Raw genomic sequence first — 16679 nt, 5'->3', positions numbered from 1 at the left:
TGGGATGAAAGCGGAAGGCATCCAGGCCGCGTCCTGGCTCCTCATCGCGCTCCCGCTCGCGGGCGCCGCGATCCTCCTGATCGGGGGGAGGCGCACCGACAAGTGGGGGCACCTGCTCGGCGTCGCGACGTCGGTCGCCTCGTTCGCGCTCGGCGCCGCGATGTTCGTCCAGATGCTCGGATACGGCGCCGAGGAGCGGCGCCGCAGCCAGCACCTGTGGGACTTCATCGACGTCGGCGCGTTCAAGGTCGGCATGAACCTGCTGGTGGACCCGTTGTCCATCAGCTTCGTGCTGCTGATCACCGGGGTGGGCTCGCTCATCCACGTCTACTCCGTCGGCTACATGGCCGACGACCCCGAGCGGCGCAAGTTCTTCGCCTACCTGAACCTGTTCGTCGCGGCGATGCTGCTGCTGGTGCTCGGTGACAACTTCCTGATCATGTTCCTCGGCTGGGAGGGCGTGGGCCTCGCCTCCTACCTGCTGATCGGGTTCTGGCAGCACAAGCCGACCGCCGCGACCGCGGCGAAGAAGGCGTTCGTCGTCAACCGCGTCGGCGACATGGGGCTGATCATCGCGATCGCGCTGATCTTCGCCACGTTCGGCACCATCGACTACCAGCCGATCCTCGGCAGCGGCGCGGAGCACGTCGGCATGGCGTCCCAGCTGAGCACCGGGACCGCCACCGCGATCGGGCTGCTGCTCCTGCTCGGCGCGTGCGGCAAGTCGGCGCAGCTGCCGCTGCAGTCCTGGCTGCTGGACGCGATGGAGGGCCCGACCCCCGTGTCGGCCCTCATCCACGCGGCGACGATGGTGACCGCCGGGGTGTACCTGATCGTCCGGACCGGGCCGATCTTCGAGATGTCCGAGACCGCGCAGATGGTGGTGACGATCGTCGGGGCGGCCACGCTGCTCTTCGGTGCGATCATCGGGTGCGCCAAGGACGACATCAAGAAGGCGCTCGCCGGTTCGACGATGTCGCAGATCGGCTACATGACGCTGGCCGCCGGGCTCGGCAAGGCCGGCTACGTCTTCGCCATCGCGCACCTCATCGCGCACGGCTTCTTCAAGGCCGGCCTGTTCCTCGGCGCCGGGTCCGTCATGCACGGCATGAAGAACGACGTGAACATGCGCCACTACGGCGCGCTCCGCTCGATGATGGTCCTCACCTACGCCACGTTCGGGCTCGGCTACCTCGCGATCATCGGGTTCCCGGGGCTGTCCGGCTGGTTCACCAAGGACGGCATCATCGAGGCGGCGTTCAGCGAGGGCGGCGCGCACGGGAACATCCTCGGCGCGTGCGCGCTGGTCGGCGCCGGCATCACCGCGTACTACATGTCGCGCGTGATGTTCATGACGTTCTTCGGTGAGAAGCGCTGGGCGGACGACGCCCACCCGCACGAGTCGCCCAAGGTCATGACGGTGCCGCTGCTCCTGCTGGCGGTCGGCTCGGTCGCCGCGGGCGGGTTCCTCATCCTCGGCGGGTTCGGCCACTTCCTGGAGCCGGTCGTCGGGGTGCCCGAGCACGAGCACGAGTTCGCCTGGATCACCGCGCCCGGCATCGCGACCGTCGTGCTGATGATCCTGGGGGCGGCCATCGCGTGGCGTCAGTACGGCAGCCGGAAGGTGCCGCGTGAGGCGCCCAAGGGCTCGTTCGTCACCGTCGCGGCCCGCAAGGACCTCTACGGCGACGCGCTCAACGAGTCGCTGCTGATGCGTCCCGGCCAGTGGCTGACCCGGCTCGCGGTCTGGTTCGACGGCCGCGGCGTCGACGGCGCCGTGAACGGCACGGCCGCGGGCATCGGCGGCACGTCCGGCCGGCTCCGCCGCGTCCAGACGGGCTACGCCCGTTCCTACGCACTCTCGATGACCTTCGGCGCTGCGCTCGTGGTGGCCGCTCTGTTGGTGGTGAACGTTTCGTGAACGCACTCTCGATACTGTGTCCGACCGGAGCTGCGCTCGTTGTGGCCGCGCTCCTGGTGGTGAACGTTTCATGAGCGACTTTCCCTGGCTGAGCGTCCTCATCGCGCTGCCACTGGTGGGCGCGCTGCTGCTCGTCGTCATCCCGCGCGAGCGGGAGACGCTGATCAAGCAGTTCGCGCTCGGCGTCTCCATCGCCGTCGCGGTCCTCGCCGGCGTCATGACGGCGGGCTTCGACGCGAACGGGCCGCGCTTCCAGTTCGAAGAGAAGTACTGGTGGATCAGGGAGTTCGGGATCCACTGGGCGCTCGGCGTCGACGGTGTCGCGCTGGTGCTGATCCTGCTGTCGGTCATCCTCGTCCCGCTGGTCATCCTGGGCTCGTGGGGCGAGGCCGACCGGTCCGGCGGCGTGGACGTCCCGCCGAAGCGGTCGGTGAAGGCCTACTTCGCGCTGCTGCTGTCCCTCGAAGCGACGATGATCGGCGTCTTCGCGGCGACCGACGTGTTCGTCTTCTACGTGTTCTTCGAGGCGCTGCTCATCCCGATGTACTTCATCATCGGGTCCTACGGCGGCGCGCAGCGCTCCTACGCAGCGGTGAAGTTCCTGCTGTACTCGCTGTTCGGCGGGCTGCTGATGCTCGTCGCGGTCATCTGGCTGTACCCGCTGTCGGCCAAGTCGGCCGACGAGGGCGGCCTCGGCCGCGGCACGTTCATGTTCGACGAGCTGACGCAGCTGAACATCGACCCGACGACGGCGAAGTGGCTGTTCCTCGGCTTCTTCATCGCGTTCGCGATCAAGGCGCCGATGGCGCCGGTGCACACCTGGCTGCCGGACGCGGCGCAGCAGTCCCCGGCGCCCGCGCTCGTGCTGCTCGTCGGCGTCCTGGACAAGGTCGGCACGTACGGGATGCTCCGGTTCTGCCTGGAGCTGTTCCCCGGCGCGGCCAAGTGGGCGACTCCGGCCGTGCTCGTGTTCGCGGTCGTCAGCATCATCTACGGTGCGATCCTCGCGATCGGGCAGGTCGACATGAAGCGGCTGATCGCCTACACGTCGATCTCCCACTTCGGGTTCATCGTGCTCGGCATCTTCGCGATGACGTCGCAGGCCCAGTCGGGCGCGGCGCTGTACATGGTGAACCACGGGTTCTCCACCGGCGCGCTGTTCCTCATCGTCGGGTTCATGATCGTCCGGCGGCGGTCGGCGCGGATCTCCGACTACGGCGGGATGCAGAAGGTGGCGCCCGTCCTCGCCGGGACGTTCCTCATCGCCGGCCTGTCGAGCCTGTCGCTGCCCGGCCTGTCGCCGTTCGTGTCGGAGTTCCTCGTCATCGTCGGCACGTTCAGCCGCTACCAGTGGGCCGCGATCGCCTCCGTCATCGCGATCGTCCTCGCCGCCGTCTACATCCTGTGGATGTACCAGCGGACCATGGGCGGCCCGGCCGTGCCCGCCGTCGCGGGCCTGAAGGACCTGTCCGTCCGGGAGAAGTGGGTCATCTCACCGATCATCGCGATCATCGTGGTGATGGGCTTCTTCCCGCAGCCGGTGCTGCACGTGATCAACCCTTCGGTGAAGGAGACCATGACCCGGGTCGACAAGCAGGACCCGGTACCGGACATCACCGGTAACGTCGCCGAGAACGGAGCCCGTCCATGAGCACCAGCAGTCAGGTGAGCGCGGTCCTCGCGCAGGGGGGTGACATCCCCGCGCCGCACATCGAATACGGGCAGATCGCCCCGATGCTGCTGGTCTTCGGCGCCGCCCTCCTCGGCGTGCTCGTCGAGGCGTTCGTCGGCCGGCGCCGGCGCTGGGCCACGCAGGTGCCGATCGCGTTCCTCGGCCTCGGCGCCGCCTTCGCCTGGACGATCGTGCTGGGGTGGCGCGAGAACCCGCACCACGTCGCCGCCGAAGGCGCGATCGGCGTGGACGGCCCCACCCTGTTCCTGCAGGGCACCATCCTGGTGCTGGCGCTGGTCAGCCTCCTGCTGATCGCCGAGCGCGGCAACGGCCGGGGCGGCGCCATCGAGGGGCACTTCGCCCCGCAGGCGTCCGCCCTGCCGGGCAGCGAGGCCGAGCAGCGCACCACCGAGGCGGGGGTCACCCAGACCGAGGTGTTCCCGCTGATGATGTTCGCCGTCGGCGGCATGATCATGTTCCCGGCCGCGAACGACCTGCTCACGATGTTCGTGGCGCTGGAAGTGCTGTCGCTGCCGCTGTACCTGCTGTGCGGGCTCGCCCGCCGGCGGCGCCTCCTGTCCCAGGAGGCCGCGGTCAAGTACTTCCTGCTCGGCGCGTTCTCCTCGGCGTTCTTCCTGTACGGGGTGGCGCTGCTGTACGGGTACGCCGGGTCGGTGCGGCTGTCGGACATCTCCGCACAGATCGGCAAGGACGCCGGCAATGAGACCCTGCTCCTCGCGGGCGTCGCGCTGCTGTCGGTCGGGCTGCTGTTCAAGCTCGGCGGCGTCCCGTTCCACATGTGGAAGCCGGACGTCTACCAGGGCGCCCCCACCCCGATCACGGCGCTGATGGCGTCCTGCACCGTCGTGGCGGCGTTCGGCGCGATCGTCCGCGTCTACTACGTCGCGTTCGAGACCCTCGAATGGGACTGGCAGCCCTTCATGTGGGGTGTGGCCATTCTCACAATGGTCGCCGGGTCGATCATCGCGATCACCCAGACCGACATCAAGCGGATGCTGGCCTACTCCTCGGTCGCGCACGCGGGCTTCCTGCTGCTCGGCGTGATCGCCGCGTCCCCGAACGGCCTGTCGAGCACCCTGTTCTACCTGCTCGCCTACGGCTTCGCCTCCGTCGGCGCGTTCGCCGTCGTCACGATGGTGCGGGACGCGGGCGGCGAGGCGGGCCACCTGTCGCGGTGGGCCGGGCTCGGCAAACGCTCCCCGGTCGTCGCCGGCGTGTTCGCCTTCTTCCTGCTGGCGTTCGCGGGCATCCCCCTCACCAGCGGATTCACCGGGAAGTTCGCGGTGTTCAAGGCGGCCGTCGAGGAGGGCGCGACACCGCTCGTCGTCGTCGCCGTCATCGCGTCCGCCGTCGCCGCGTTCTTCTACATCCGTGTGATCGTCGTCATGTTCTTCAGCGAACCCGACCCCGACGGGCCGGTCGTGGTGGCCGGGCCGGCGACCGCGGTCGCGGTCGCGCTCGGCGTGACGGCTACTGTGGTACTCGGCGTGCTCCCACAGCCCATTCTGGACCTTGCGGGACAAGCCACGACCGACATGTTCGTCCGGTAGGGAGTCCTGGGTGAGCCACCCATTCGCTGAGAAGCCCGGCGGGCCGGCCGTAGCGGAGACCGGCCCGTTCGGGCTTTCCGTCGACGCCGCCCTCGCGGCCGACGCCAAGCGCCGCCTGGCCACCGTCGAGGAAATGCTCATGGACTGCGTCCGTGGCGAGGACGCGCTGCTCACCGAGGCCTCGCAGCACCTCGTCGAAGCGGGCGGCAAGCGGTTCCGGCCGATGCTGGTGCTGCTCGCCTCCCACTTCGGCGACCCCGCCGCGTCCGGCGTCGTCCAGGCCGCCGTCGTCGTCGAGCTCACCCACCTCGGCACCCTCTACCACGACGACGTCATGGACGAGGCCACCGTCCGCCGCGGCCAGGAGTCCGCCAACTCCCGCTGGACGAACACCGTCGCCATCCTCACCGGCGACTACCTGTTCGCCCGCGCGTCCGACCTGCTCGCCGACCTCGGGCCCGAGTCCGTCCGCGTCCAGGCCCGCGCGTTCGCCCGGCTCGTCCGCGGCCAGATCCAGGAGACCGTCGGCCCCGGCCCGGACGCCGACCCCCTCAAGCACTACCTCCAGGTCGTCGCCGACAAGACCGCGTCGCTCATCGCCGTCTCCGGCCACTTCGGCGCGCTGCTGTCCGGCGCGCCCTCCCACGTCGTCCACACCATCACCTCGGCCTGCGAGAAGATCGGCGTCGCGTTCCAGCTGTCCGACGACATCCTCGACATCGACTCCGAGACCGAGGAGTCCGGCAAGACGCCCGGCACCGACCTCCGCGAGGGCATCCGCACCCTCCCGATGCACCACGTCCTCGCGGGCATCGGCTCCGGCCCGGGCGACGCCCGCCTCCGCGAACTCCTCGTCCAGGACCTCTCCGACGACGCCCTCCACGCCGAGGCCCTGACCCTGCTGCGCGCCCATCCCGCGATGGACCGTGCCCGCACCGACCTGCGCCGCTGGGCCGAGGACGCCCGCACCGAACTCCTCACCCTCCCCGCCATCCCCGCCCGCGACGCCTTCACCGGCCTCTGCGACTACGTCGTCTCCAGAACCGGCTGACCCGCACCCAAGGACGCGAAGACGTGTGCGCCCCGCCGGTCGACGACCGGCGGGGCGCACACGTCTTCGCCTTCTACGCCTTCTGTGGTTCCGCGCCCTCGGTGAGGCCGCGGGACTTCATGGCGTGCAGGACGAGGTCGATGAGGACCTGCTTGCACGATTCGAGGCTGCGGGCGTCGCAGAGCATGACGGGGACCTTGGGGCCCAGATTGAGGGCCATCTGGATCTCCGCCAGGTCGAAGCGCTTGGCGCCCTCGAAGCAGTTGACCGCGACGACGAACGGGGTGTTGCGGCGTTCGAAGTAGTCGACCGACGGGAAGCAGTCCGACAGCCGGCGGGTGTCGGCGAGGACGACGGCGCCGAGGGAGCCGAGGGCGACCTCGTCCCACATGAACCAGAAGCGTTCCTGGCCGGGGGTGCCGAACAGGTACAGGACGTAGTCCTCGCGCATCGTGATGCGGCCGAAGTCCATCGCGACGGTGGTGGTGTCCTTGCGTTCCACGCCGGAGATGTCGTCGACGCCGACGCCTCTGTCGGTGAGGACCTCTTCGGTGCGCAGCGGCTGCGTCTCGGACACCGTGCCGACCATCGTGGTCTTGCCGACGCCGAAACCGCCCGCGATCACGATCTTCACCGCCGTGGGGAGCCTGCGGGCGCGCATGTCGCGTCGTCCGCCCCCGGCGCTAGAGGGCCCGGAGACCATCGATCACCGCCTTGTAGAGCCTGATGTCGTGCATGTCCGCTTCCGGTTCGGGTTCCTGCATCGAGACGAACCCCTTGTCGAGCAGGTCCCCGAGCATCACCCGCACGGTCGCGACGGGAAGGTCGAGGTGGCCGGTGATCTCGGCCACCGACATCACCGACTGGCACAGCTTGATGATGGACATGTGCTCGGGGCCGAGACCGATCGCGCCCTCCGGCTCGGGACCGACCGCCACCACCAGGGTGATGAGGTCGAACTTGCCTCGGGTCGGCTCCATGCGGCCGCTGGTCATCACGTACGGCCGCACCATGGGGCCGGCGTGCTCGTCGAGCAGCCGGTCGTGGATGGGCGGACGCGTCGCCGTATCGTCCGCCCAGTGGTCCTGGGGGTCTTCGGGGGGCATCATGTCGGGCGGCCCTCCGCGGCGGACTCCGAACGCGACGGCGAGGTGAGGTGGTGGCCCATGGCCGTGACGAGCATGGCCATCTCGTAGGCGATGAGGCCGACGTCGGCGTCCTCGCCGGCGAGGACGGCCAGGCAGGCGCCCTTGCCGGCCACCGTCACCAGCATGAACGCCGACTGCATCTCGACGATCGTCTGCCGCACGGGGCCGCCGCCGAAGCGGGTGCCGGCGCCCTTCGCGAGGCTCTGGATGCCGGCGGCGACGGCGGCGAGATGCTCACCGTCGTCCTGGGAGATGCCGTCGGAGGACGCCATCAGCAGGCCGTCCGCCGACAGCATGACGGCGGTGCGGGTGTGCGGCAGCCGGCGCACCAGATCGTCCAGCAACCAGCCCAGATCGGATGTGGAACCGGCCTTCTGCGTCACTGATCTTCCTCGCCTTCCGCTGCGTTGGTGCCGGGGGAACCGCCGTGCCGGCCCGCCTGCGCGGCGTCGGAGCGGCCCTGCCGCGTACCGCGCTGGTAGGAGCCCATGATCCGCTGGATCTCCTCGGGGGAGCGGCCGGGGTCGTCCTGCTCCTCCTCCGGCTCCGCGGCGGGGGCCTGCTCGTCGGCGCGCAGGGGCTCTGCCAGGTTCGCCTGCGGCACGCGGACGGGGAGGCCGGATGGTGTCGTGGAGATTTCGGGCACGGGTGGCTGATCCTCCGGCTCGATGGTTTCGAGGTCCCCGCCGCCGTCGGAGGCGGGTTCCTCGTGGGAGCGGGTCCCGTCCGCGGGGACGGCGTCGTGTCGCGCGGGCCGCACCGTCTCGGGGGCGTCGGAGCCCGGGGGCTCAGCCGGGCGCGGGGTGGGCGCGGAGGCGGGCTCGGAGGGGGGCTGGGGCACCGCCACCAAGGAGGGCCCCGTGGGCTGCGGGCCCGTGGGCGAGGCGGACAGCGTCGCCGTCGCCCCGGACGGCCGGGAGTCGCGCGCGGCCGCGTCCGGCGAAGCGGGACGTCCGCCCGCCGCGGCGCCGACCGCGCTCGGCTGGCGCACCTGCAAGCCGTTCTGGGTGGTGGTGGCGGCGGTCGCGGCGGGTGCCACGGGCGCCGGGCCCTGCTCGACGATCAGGTCGCGGGGGATGACGACGACGGCGGTGGTGCCGCCGTAGGCGGAGCGCTTCAGCGAGACCTGCACGTTGTACCGCTCGGCGAGCTTGCTGACCACGAACAGGCCGAGCTGGACGGAGCTCTGCAGGTTGAAGTCGGGCGGGTCGGCGATCCGGGCGTTGATCTCGTTGAGCTTGTCGTCGGTCATGCCGAGCCCGCGGTCCTCGACGTCGATGGCGAAGCCGCTGGCGACGAGGTGCCCGCCGATCTGCACGACGGTGTCGGGCGGGGAGAACGACACGGCGTTCTCGATCAGCTCGGCGAGCAGGTGGGTGAGGTCGCCGACCGCGCGTCCGGCCAGTTCGACCGGGGCGAACGGCAGGACGGTCACGCGGGTGTAGTCCTCGACCTCGCCGACCGCGGCGCGGACGACGTCGACCATCGGGACGGAGTTGCGCCAGCCGCGGGCGGGCAGCGCGCCGGACAGCACGATGAGGTTCTCGGCGTTGCGCCGCATCCGGGTCGCGAGGTGGTCGAGCCGGAACAGCTCCTCCAGCTCCTTGACCTCGATGTCGCGGCGGCGCTCCATGGTGTCCAGCATGGTGAGCTGCCGGTGCACGAGGGTCTGCGTGCGGCGGGCCAGGCTCAGCAGGACGTCCCGGATGCCGCGGCGCAGTTCGGCCTGCTCGACGGCGGTGCGGATCGCGGTCTCCTGGACGGCGTTGAACGCGCGTCCCACCTGCCCGATCTCGTCGGCGCCGAACCGCAGCGGCGGGGCTTCGAGGGCGACGTCCACCTTCTCGCCGTGCCCGAGCCGCTCGACGACGCCGGGCAGGCGCTGCTCGGCCAGGTCCCAGGCGGCGGCGCGCAGCCGTTCCAGCTGCCTGACCAGGGCGCGAGCGGTGGTGATCGACACGATGATGGACGCGATGACCGCGAGCAGGCCGAGGCCACCGGCGAGCAGCAGCCGGACGATCACGCCGGCGGCGATCGGCTTGGCGCGCTCGACCAGCCGGTTGCCGGACGACTGGATCTGGTGGCGCATCTCCGCCAGGGCGGGCTCGGCCGCGGTGTTCCACCGGTCGAAGGTCACCGAGGGGCGCGTCGAGGTGCGGTTCGACGTCGAGTTCGACGTCGAGGCCGGGGCCCGGCGGCCCTGCATGATCTCGTCTTCGAGCGTCTGGATCTGGCTCAGCTTCGCGTTTTCTGTCAGACCCTTATAGAGGATTTGGTCTGAGTCCCGAATGGTGACGAGTGACTGCGCGGTGTTGCGCCGCCGCGTTCCGACCGTCTGGGTGAACGTGATGAGCTCGGTCTGGGTGATGTGGCCGACCGCGAGGGAGCCCGCCATCAGGGCGTCCTCCTGGGAAAGCAGTTCCCACATGCGGTTGAGCTCGAGGAGCGTGCGGGTGTCGCGGGCGAAATCCTTGTCGTCCAGCGTCGCGAGCGAATCGTAGACGCGGAAAATGGACTCGACGACCTCGGAATATTGACCGGCGATCCGGGCCCGGTCGGTCGCCCCGCCGTCGACCGAGCGCCGCGTCTGGTCCACGCTCTTCAGCCGGTCGAGCATGTCGTCCACGCGCCGTTCGAGGGTCGCGCTGCCGAACAGGCCGACGTTGCCGCCGCGCGCGAGCCGGACCGCCTCCGCGCGCGTCTTGTCGGTCTCGGCGCGCTGCGCGTTCAGCTCCGACTGTGCGGTGCCGCTGGGCTTGGCCAGCTGGATCATCGACAGCCTGCGCTCCCGCTGCAGATCGGCCAGCAACGGGTCGGTCGGCTCCGCGAGGGCGCTGTCCAGCGTGCTGACGGTGAGCAGATTGACGCCCTCTCGCAGGGTCACCCAGGCCGCGAAAACCCAGAGTGCCGTGAGGGAAAGCAACAGGGCCGTGATCTTGGTTCTCAGGCGCGAGTTGCGGAAGCGCATTACTATCGCCCCAACAATATGTGAATTGGCGCGCAACCCGCTTCTGTCCGATTTTCCGGGGCGGGTGGCACGGTGTGGTGGATGCAAGGGCGACGGCTAGCCGCCGTTCCATACGGCGTAGAAGACTAGCAACATGACCATAACCCCTCAAGGTGAATCGTCAACGGGGAGGAACTTTGTCGCATTTGAGGGGAGTGCCGGGTCAACCCGGTGTGGCGAAATTCACCTCAGCGAATCACGGACCCGCGGCGGGCCGCATCGCGGACGCGGTGCGGGCCAGATAGAGCGCCGCCAGCACCGCCGCCCGGACGACCGCCGACGGCCTGTAGAGATCCTTGTCATGCCATAGCGCCGGTCCGTCCCCGTCGCCGTCGTCCGCGCTGGTCAGCGAGCCGAGCAGGGCGGGAACGGCCTGTGCGACGGCCTCCTGGACGTCGAGGTCCGGCTTCGTTCCCGTCAGCAGGAGGAGTTGGACCGCGTAGGCGGTCTCCTCCGCCGTGCCCTCCCAGCGGCCCCACGAGCCGTCCGGCCGCTGCGTGTCGAAGACCCAGCGCCGGGCCGCGTCGACCGCCGCGGCGGACTCCGTCCCGCCGAACCCGGCCAGCGCGATGGCGCTGCACGCCGTCGCGTAGTGCGGCGACGCGTGCCAGCGGTCCGACCAGCTTCCGTCCGCCCGCTGCTCCCCGCGCAGCCAGCCCGCCGTCTTCGCCGCGGTCGCGGCGTAGCGCCCGACGTCCGCGTCGCGGCCGGGCGTGGACCGGAGGTACTGCCCGAACGCCTCCAGCACGTGCGCGTTCGTCGTGATCGACGCGCCGTCCTCGCCCTGCCACGTGCAGAAGTGGGTGTCCAGTTCGTACGCGTACAGCGGGTCGGGCCGGTGCGGCGCACCGAGCAGCGCCAGCGCGTACAGCGCACCCGCCGTGGTGTCGGCGTCCGCCGGCAGCCCGTCCGCCGCCGGGGTGCCCGCCGGGCCGAGCGGCGCCGTCAGGCTGAGGACGAGCCGCGGCGGGACGGCGACGGGGACGCCGGCGCGGGCCAGCCACGCCAGCACCCAGCCGCGCTCGAACACCGTGAGCGGGAAGCCGCACGGCACCGGGCCGCCGTGCTGCGCGACCACCGCCTCCAGGTACCAGCGCGCGGGGTTGCTCGGGTCGTCCGGCTCCCGCGCGCCCAGCCACGCCGCGGCCGCCGCGGGGGAGGCGCCGATCGTCCCGGTCCGCTCCGGGACCAGCCTCGGCAGCCCGGCCGCCCGCTCCCCGGCGATCTCCAGCGCGTGCATCAGCTTCTGCGGCACGTCCGCCCCGGATTCGAGCAGTGCCCGCACGAACTCCAGCTTGGCGCCGTCCATCCCCGCCGGCGGGCCGAGCTCACGTCCCGCCCACGCGCCGAGGCCGGGTACGGGACGGTCGCGCAGCCGTCCCAGCGAGGCGTTGATCCGTTCGGTCAGGGCCGGGGCGATCAGCTCGATCGCGGGCAGGTCCGGCAGGTCGATCGAGGACGCGGCCGGCCCGCACATCCGCGCGGAGACCGCCCGCAGCCCGAGGTCGGCCGACCGCACCAGCCATCCGCTGCCGATGGCGCCGCCCCCGCGTCCCGCCTGGTTCGCGCCGGTGAGCTGCGAGAGCAGGGCCTCCACCGCGCTCAGAGTGGGGACGAGTGCGTACCCGTCGTCGGGGGCGCCCCACGTGCCGTCCGGCCGCTGCGTCTCCAGCAGGTGCGCGATCCGCCGGTCGTGGCCGCTCAGCCATGGGGCGAACGTCACGAGCCGGCCCGTCTCGTACACCGAGGGCGATACCTGGCCCCAGGGATGCTCGACCAGCCCGCCGACGAGGTCGCGGGCGGCCGCGACCAGATCATCGTGGCGTGGCCGGGCGCCCCTCGCGGGCCAGCGGCCCAGAGACCGGGCGGCGGTGGTCAGGACAGGACGGTCGTCGATGCTCACAGCTGGCCCCAGAAGTCGGTCACTCCGTAGAAGCCGGCGCAGAAGTCCATCTGCCGTTCCATGTACTCCGCCAGCTCGGGTACGTCGTCAGCGGCGTCCCGGAGCAGCGCCCGGGCCTCGCTCGTCAGTTCCCCGATCCGTTCCTCGACCTCGCCGCGCGTCCGGTCGAGCAGCAGGCCGTTCAGATCGCCCCACCGGAGGTCGCGCTCATAGGTGCCGAGGTCGTTCAGCAGCCGGATCACCCGCTGGACGGCCCGGCTCGCCTCCCGCACCACGGGAACGTTCCCGCCGCCACCGGACGCGATCCAGTGCGAGGCGAACACGAACGAGAACCCCAGATTGTCCGCGTTCGCCAGATACTCCTCGAACGTCGGTGAGGGGCCGCCCTTCTCCCGCACCGCCTTCCAGTCCCATTCGAGGGCCATCGCGTCCAGGACCCGCTGGAGTTCGTCCCGCCAGACGTCCCCGAGCACGGAATAGGCGGGCTCGGCCTCCAGCTCACCGCGGATGCCGGCGAGGAACCGCGCCAGCTCCTCCTCGGCGGGCGTGCCGCTCCCGGGGTCCGCGCCGTCCGCGACCGCGGCGCACCTGCGCACGAGGCCGGTCACCTCGGCGTGGGACGACGCGGTGTAGTCGATCAGCCAGTCGAGGCCGAAGCACCACACGCACACCCGGTTCGCCATCCGCAGTTGCCCGGCACTCAGCCCGGGGCCGCTGAACGCCGCCGCCAGCGCGAGCGTGCTGAACAGCGCCGGGTCGAACGCCTTCGCGTTGTACAGCGCGGGATGGTCGGCGGCCCAGGCGGCCATCTGCCGCTGCGACTGGCCGGCGACGGCGCAGATCATGCCCGATTCCAGAGCGCCCGTGCTCCGGGAGGCCGTTCGCGAGAGATCCGTGTGCGGGGAGGACGGATCAGGGGGGTCCGCAACAGTTGGCGGTTGAGTGTTCATGAGTGCCCGTAGCCGTTCATGAGTGATTCGGGGTGGTGATTGTGGAACTGGCGGAACGAGTGATGCAAGACGCTCGGTTCGCTGCGTGCTGGTGGCCGTGACGACATGTTGCGGGGGTGGCGGAGTGTCGGCGTGCGGGATGTCGATTGCGTGTTCGAAGAAAGTGACTTACAGTCTCTGTCATGTCGCAATCTGTCGTCGACGGTGAAGCGGACGCCGACCCTGCGACGCCCGCCCACCCCGGCGCAGACGACGTCGGCGACGAGTTGAGACCGGCCGCCGGGCCAGACGAGCCGCCACCGCCGATGCAGTCGATACGGCCGATCAGTGCACCGTTCGTGGCCGCCGGACCGTCGGGGGTGGCGGTCCGAGCCCGCCTCAAAGGTCTGACCGCCGACGATGAGTGGGTGTTGGGTGAAGTGGGTGCGCATCTGGGGTCGCTGGCCGGCCGTGACCTCAAGGCCCGGTGCGAGGCCGGGACGGCGCACGACGCCGACCAGTGGGCGGCCCGTAAGCGGGAGTTGACCGGTGAGTCGTCGGCGCGGTGGGCCGGGTCGATCACCAAGGCCACCCACGACCAGTGGGCCCTGGCCCGCCGCTGCGACCTCGCCCACCTGAACAGCCTGGAAGCTGGGATCGCCGCCGTCGAGCAGCGGCTGTCGGTCCCGGTCGGCCAGAAAGGCACCCGGCGCGCGCCGGGCGGATACCGGTCTCGCAGGGAGTGGTTTCACAAGTCCCGCCGCCTGCACACCCTCAAAGACCGCCTCGCCCGCGAGCAGGCCGACTGGGACGCAGGGAAGGTGCACGTGGTGCGCGGCGGCAAGCGCCTGCTGAACAACCGCCACCACCTGGAGGACGCCGGGCTCACCGAAGACCAGTGGCGGGCAGGATGGGAAGCCGGGCGATGGTTTTTCCAGGCCGATGGCGAGTCGGGCAAGCGGTACGGCAACCAGACCATCCGCGTCACCCCCGACGGCGAAGTGTCGGTCAGGCTGCCCGCACCACTGGCGCATCTGGCCAACGCCCCACACGGCCGCTACCTCCTGACCTCCCGCATCGCCTTCGCGCACCGGGGCGCCGAGTGGGCCGACCGCATCGGAGCCGACCGGGCGGTGGCCTACCGCATCCACCACGACACCGGCCGGGGCCGCTGGTACCTCACCGCGTCCTGGCAACGCCCCGCCGTCCAGGCGATCCCGCTCGAGACCGCCCGCGCCCGCGGCATGGTCGGGGTCGACACCAACGCCGATCACCTGGCCGCCTACCACCTCGACACCCACGGCAACCCCATCGGCGACCCCCAGCGGTTCGACTACGACCTGACCGGGGCCAGCGGCCACCGGGACGCGCAGGTCCGGCACGCCATCACCGGGCTGCTGCACTGGGCCCGCCGCTGCGGCGTCATCGCCATCGCCATCGAGGACCTGGACTTCGCGGGGGCAAAGACCCGGGAGAAACACGGCCGCCGCAAGCGATTCCGGCAACTGATCTCCGGCTTCCCCACCGGGAAACTTAAGGCGCGGCTGACCTCGATGGCCGCCGAGGCCGGCCTGGCGATCGTCGCGGTCGACCCGGCCTACACCTCGATGTGGGGCGACCAGCACTGGCGCAAACCCCTTACCGGCAAGAACCGTCAGATGACCCGCCATGACGCCGCCTCGGTGGCGATTGGCAGGCGCGCCCTCGGACATCCGATCCGGCGACGGACGACACCGCCCCACCACGACCAGAGTGATCGTCGTGGGCATCGGACCGTCCAGGCCGATCGCGGCGTTCGGGGGCGTGAGGGAACCCGCCCACCCGTCACGGACCGTGCACATGATGCACGTCGCCGGACCAGGACAAAACGGCGAACGCGGGGGACCAGCGCATCCAAGACCGTTCGGGATGCGCGCAGTACCGGGACGTGGGTACAAAACTCACTCCTGGACACTGTTTAGGAACGGTCCTGAAGTTCGTCCGACTCGCTCATCGGAACCGGTCCACTGGACGCAGCTTCAGTTGCAGCGGCTGGTTGGGACGCAGCGTTGCGCCGATCCGCGCCTCAACCGGAGTGTCCGTCGCCACCAGAGACGGGCTGAACCGGCTGAGGATGGCGGTGAGGATGAGCTCCGCCTCCATGTTGAACACGTGCCGCCCGATGCACTGGTGCGGCCCGCCCCCGAAGGGGTAGTAGGCGTAGCGGTGACGGACGCGGTTCTTCTCCGGCGTGAACCGCTCGGGATCGAACTCCAGCGGCCGGTCCCACACCGATTCGAGTCGGTGGGTCATGAACGGGCTGATCAGCACGGTCTGCCCGGCCTTCACCGGGACGCCGCCCACGACGGTGTCGTTGAGCGCGATCCGGGGGAAGATCCAGCCCACCGGGTACATGCGCAGAAGCTCCTGGACGACCTGTTTCACGTACGGCAGCCGGTGCAGGTGATCGGGCCGGACGTCCTCGTCCCCCACGACTTCCCGGACCTCCGTGCACAGCCGCTCGGTGACATCGGGTCTCGCGTCGAGCATCGGCCACAGCCAGGTCAGCGCCACGGTCGTGGTCTCGGTGCTGGTGGCCCACATGGCGAGCAGATTGTCGCGGATCCAGTTGTCGTCCAGGCCGCTGCCTTCGGCCATCCGGGCCTGGCACAGGGCGGTGAAGATGTCGTAGCCCTCACCGGGGTCGTATCTGAACCGTTCCACGAGTTCGTAGAGCGTCTCGTCCATGACGCGCAGCCCCTCGGCGAACGCGCGGTCGCCCGGCAGCGGGATCGACTTCGGGACGAACGGCAGCAGGAACCGGAACGCGATCGAGGTGGCCAGCCGTTCCATCCCCGGGATGAGCCGGTCCGCCTCCGCCTGGCGGATCTTGTCACCGAACAGCACCTTGATCACGGTGTCGTGGACGATGCGTCCCATCTCCGGCAGAACCTCGATCGACCGGTCCTCCCGTGCGGGCTCGTCGAGCTGCCGGACGGCGTCGTTGATCGCCTGCGCCATGTGGTCGCTGAGGGACCGGATCGTCTTGGTGGAGAACACCGGCTGCAGGATCCGCTTGCTCAGTTCCCACTCGTCGTACTCGGACATGATGCTGTCGCCGAACAGGCCGTGGAGGGGCTGCCAGAACGTCCCGTCCCGGACGAAGTTCTGCGAATCCTTGCGCAGCACCTGCTGGACGTGATCGGGGTGTGTCACCAGGTAGGGGTGGGACGCGCCGAGGTCGAGCCGGGCCACCTCACCGCCGGCCGCGGCGCTGATGCGCAGGAGCTCTCGCAGCGGGTCGCGGACGAACCGCGAGACCGTGCGGTAGAGCGGGAAGTTCTTGGCCTTCTGGACGGGAACGGCACCAACGTCAACGGACACTTCCGACGGCCCCCCATGCGAAGTGAAAGCACGTGACCCCTGCCGTGGGTCGTCGTGCTCGGGCGCGACGAGAGCAGGGGTGGGTGATTAGTGATCTCTGTCCACGTCTGTGAT

12 protein-coding genes are annotated in these 16679 nt (G+C 70.3%); 5 read left to right on the top strand and 7 right to left on the bottom strand.

The window, feature by feature from the left end:
• The first annotated feature begins 4 nt into the window (after nucleotides 1-4).
• The 4 genes from nuoL to AB0C35_RS01165 all read left to right on the top strand — a co-directional run bounded on the left by nuoL (nucleotide 5) and on the right by AB0C35_RS01165 (nucleotide 6215).
• Nucleotides 5-1921, top strand: coding sequence for an NADH-quinone oxidoreductase subunit L (gene nuoL, locus AB0C35_RS01180; RefSeq protein WP_358449136.1), 1917 nt, complete (start codon nucleotides 5-7; stop codon nucleotides 1919-1921).
• Nucleotides 1922-1991: 70 nt separating this feature from the next.
• Complete coding sequence (locus AB0C35_RS01175) at nucleotides 1992-3572, top strand: NADH-quinone oxidoreductase subunit M (protein ID WP_358449134.1); 1581 nt, start codon at nucleotides 1992-1994, stop codon at nucleotides 3570-3572.
• Entirely contained in the window at nucleotides 3569-5164 is a 1596-nt protein-coding gene (gene nuoN, locus AB0C35_RS01170) for an NADH-quinone oxidoreductase subunit NuoN (RefSeq protein ID WP_358449132.1), read from the top strand. The genes AB0C35_RS01175 and nuoN overlap by 4 nt, the downstream gene beginning before the upstream one ends.
• Nucleotides 5165-5297: 133 nt before the next feature.
• Nucleotides 5298-6215, top strand: coding sequence for a polyprenyl synthetase family protein (locus AB0C35_RS01165; RefSeq protein ID WP_358449839.1), 918 nt, complete (start codon nucleotides 5298-5300; stop codon nucleotides 6213-6215).
• A 73-nt stretch (nucleotides 6216-6288) separates the two neighbouring features.
• On the opposite strand, the gene AB0C35_RS01160 is transcribed toward AB0C35_RS01165, so the two are convergent.
• The 6 genes from AB0C35_RS01160 to AB0C35_RS01135 form a co-directional block, all read right to left on the bottom strand.
• Nucleotides 6289-6876, bottom strand: coding sequence for an ATP/GTP-binding protein (locus AB0C35_RS01160; protein ID WP_358449130.1), 588 nt, complete (start codon nucleotides 6874-6876; stop codon nucleotides 6289-6291).
• A gap of 22 nt (nucleotides 6877-6898) precedes the next feature.
• A complete protein-coding gene (locus AB0C35_RS01155; protein ID WP_358449128.1) occupies nucleotides 6899-7324 on the bottom strand; it encodes a DUF742 domain-containing protein in 426 nt (141 codons plus the stop codon).
• Entirely contained in the window at nucleotides 7321-7746 is a 426-nt protein-coding gene (locus AB0C35_RS01150; protein ID WP_358449126.1) for a roadblock/LC7 domain-containing protein, read from the bottom strand. The genes AB0C35_RS01155 and AB0C35_RS01150 overlap by 4 nt, the downstream gene beginning before the upstream one ends.
• Nucleotides 7743-10247, bottom strand: coding sequence for a nitrate- and nitrite sensing domain-containing protein (locus tag AB0C35_RS01145; protein WP_358449124.1), 2505 nt, complete (start codon nucleotides 10245-10247; stop codon nucleotides 7743-7745). The genes AB0C35_RS01150 and AB0C35_RS01145 overlap by 4 nt, the downstream gene beginning before the upstream one ends.
• A gap of 319 nt (nucleotides 10248-10566) precedes the next feature.
• Entirely contained in the window at nucleotides 10567-12273 is a 1707-nt protein-coding gene (locus AB0C35_RS01140; RefSeq protein WP_358449122.1) for a prenyltransferase/squalene oxidase repeat-containing protein, read from the bottom strand.
• Entirely contained in the window at nucleotides 12270-13118 is an 849-nt protein-coding gene (locus AB0C35_RS01135; protein ID WP_358449120.1) for a hypothetical protein, read from the bottom strand. The genes AB0C35_RS01140 and AB0C35_RS01135 overlap by 4 nt, the downstream gene beginning before the upstream one ends.
• 287 nt (nucleotides 13119-13405) lie before the next feature.
• Here AB0C35_RS01135 and AB0C35_RS01130 point away from each other — a divergent pair, with 287 nt between their 5' ends.
• Nucleotides 13406-15163: an IS200/IS605 family accessory protein TnpB-related protein gene (locus AB0C35_RS01130; RefSeq protein ID WP_358449118.1), complete on the top strand. Its 1758-nt coding sequence runs from the start codon at nucleotides 13406-13408 to the stop codon at nucleotides 15161-15163.
• Nucleotides 15164-15191: 28 nt separating this feature from the next.
• Here the strand turns inward: AB0C35_RS01130 and AB0C35_RS01125 are convergent, their stop codons facing one another.
• Nucleotides 15192-16565: a cytochrome P450 gene (locus AB0C35_RS01125; protein WP_358449116.1), complete on the bottom strand. Its 1374-nt coding sequence runs from the start codon at nucleotides 16563-16565 to the stop codon at nucleotides 15192-15194.
• Nucleotides 16566-16679 lie beyond the last annotated feature (114 nt).

The organism is Spirillospora sp. NPDC048819, assembly GCF_040650055.1.
GTDB lineage: Bacteria > Actinomycetota > Actinomycetes > Streptosporangiales > Streptosporangiaceae > Spirillospora.
Note: the sequence above shows the minus strand (reverse complement) of the source record. Positions and strands in the feature narration are given on the sequence as shown.

Bases quoted from the DNA above. Each gene is read 5' to 3' on its own strand.
- nuoN (WP_358449132.1), top strand. From the start codon at position 3,569: ATGAGCACCAGCAGTCAGGTGAGCGCGGTCCTCGCGCAGGGGGGTGAC.
- AB0C35_RS01155 (WP_358449128.1), bottom strand. From the start codon at position 7,324: ATGATGCCCCCCGAAGACCCCCAGGACCACTGGGCGGACGATACGGCG.
- AB0C35_RS01175 (WP_358449134.1), top strand. From the start codon at position 1,992: ATGAGCGACTTTCCCTGGCTGAGCGTCCTCATCGCGCTGCCACTGGTG.
- nuoL (WP_358449136.1), top strand. From the start codon at position 5: ATGAAAGCGGAAGGCATCCAGGCCGCGTCCTGGCTCCTCATCGCGCTC.
- AB0C35_RS01135 (WP_358449120.1), bottom strand. From the start codon at position 13,118: ATGATCTGCGCCGTCGCCGGCCAGTCGCAGCGGCAGATGGCCGCCTGG.
- AB0C35_RS01130 (WP_358449118.1), top strand. From the start codon at position 13,406: ATGTCGCAATCTGTCGTCGACGGTGAAGCGGACGCCGACCCTGCGACG.
- AB0C35_RS01160 (WP_358449130.1), bottom strand. From the start codon at position 6,876: ATGCGCGCCCGCAGGCTCCCCACGGCGGTGAAGATCGTGATCGCGGGC.
- AB0C35_RS01165 (WP_358449839.1), top strand. From the start codon at position 5,298: ATGCTCATGGACTGCGTCCGTGGCGAGGACGCGCTGCTCACCGAGGCC.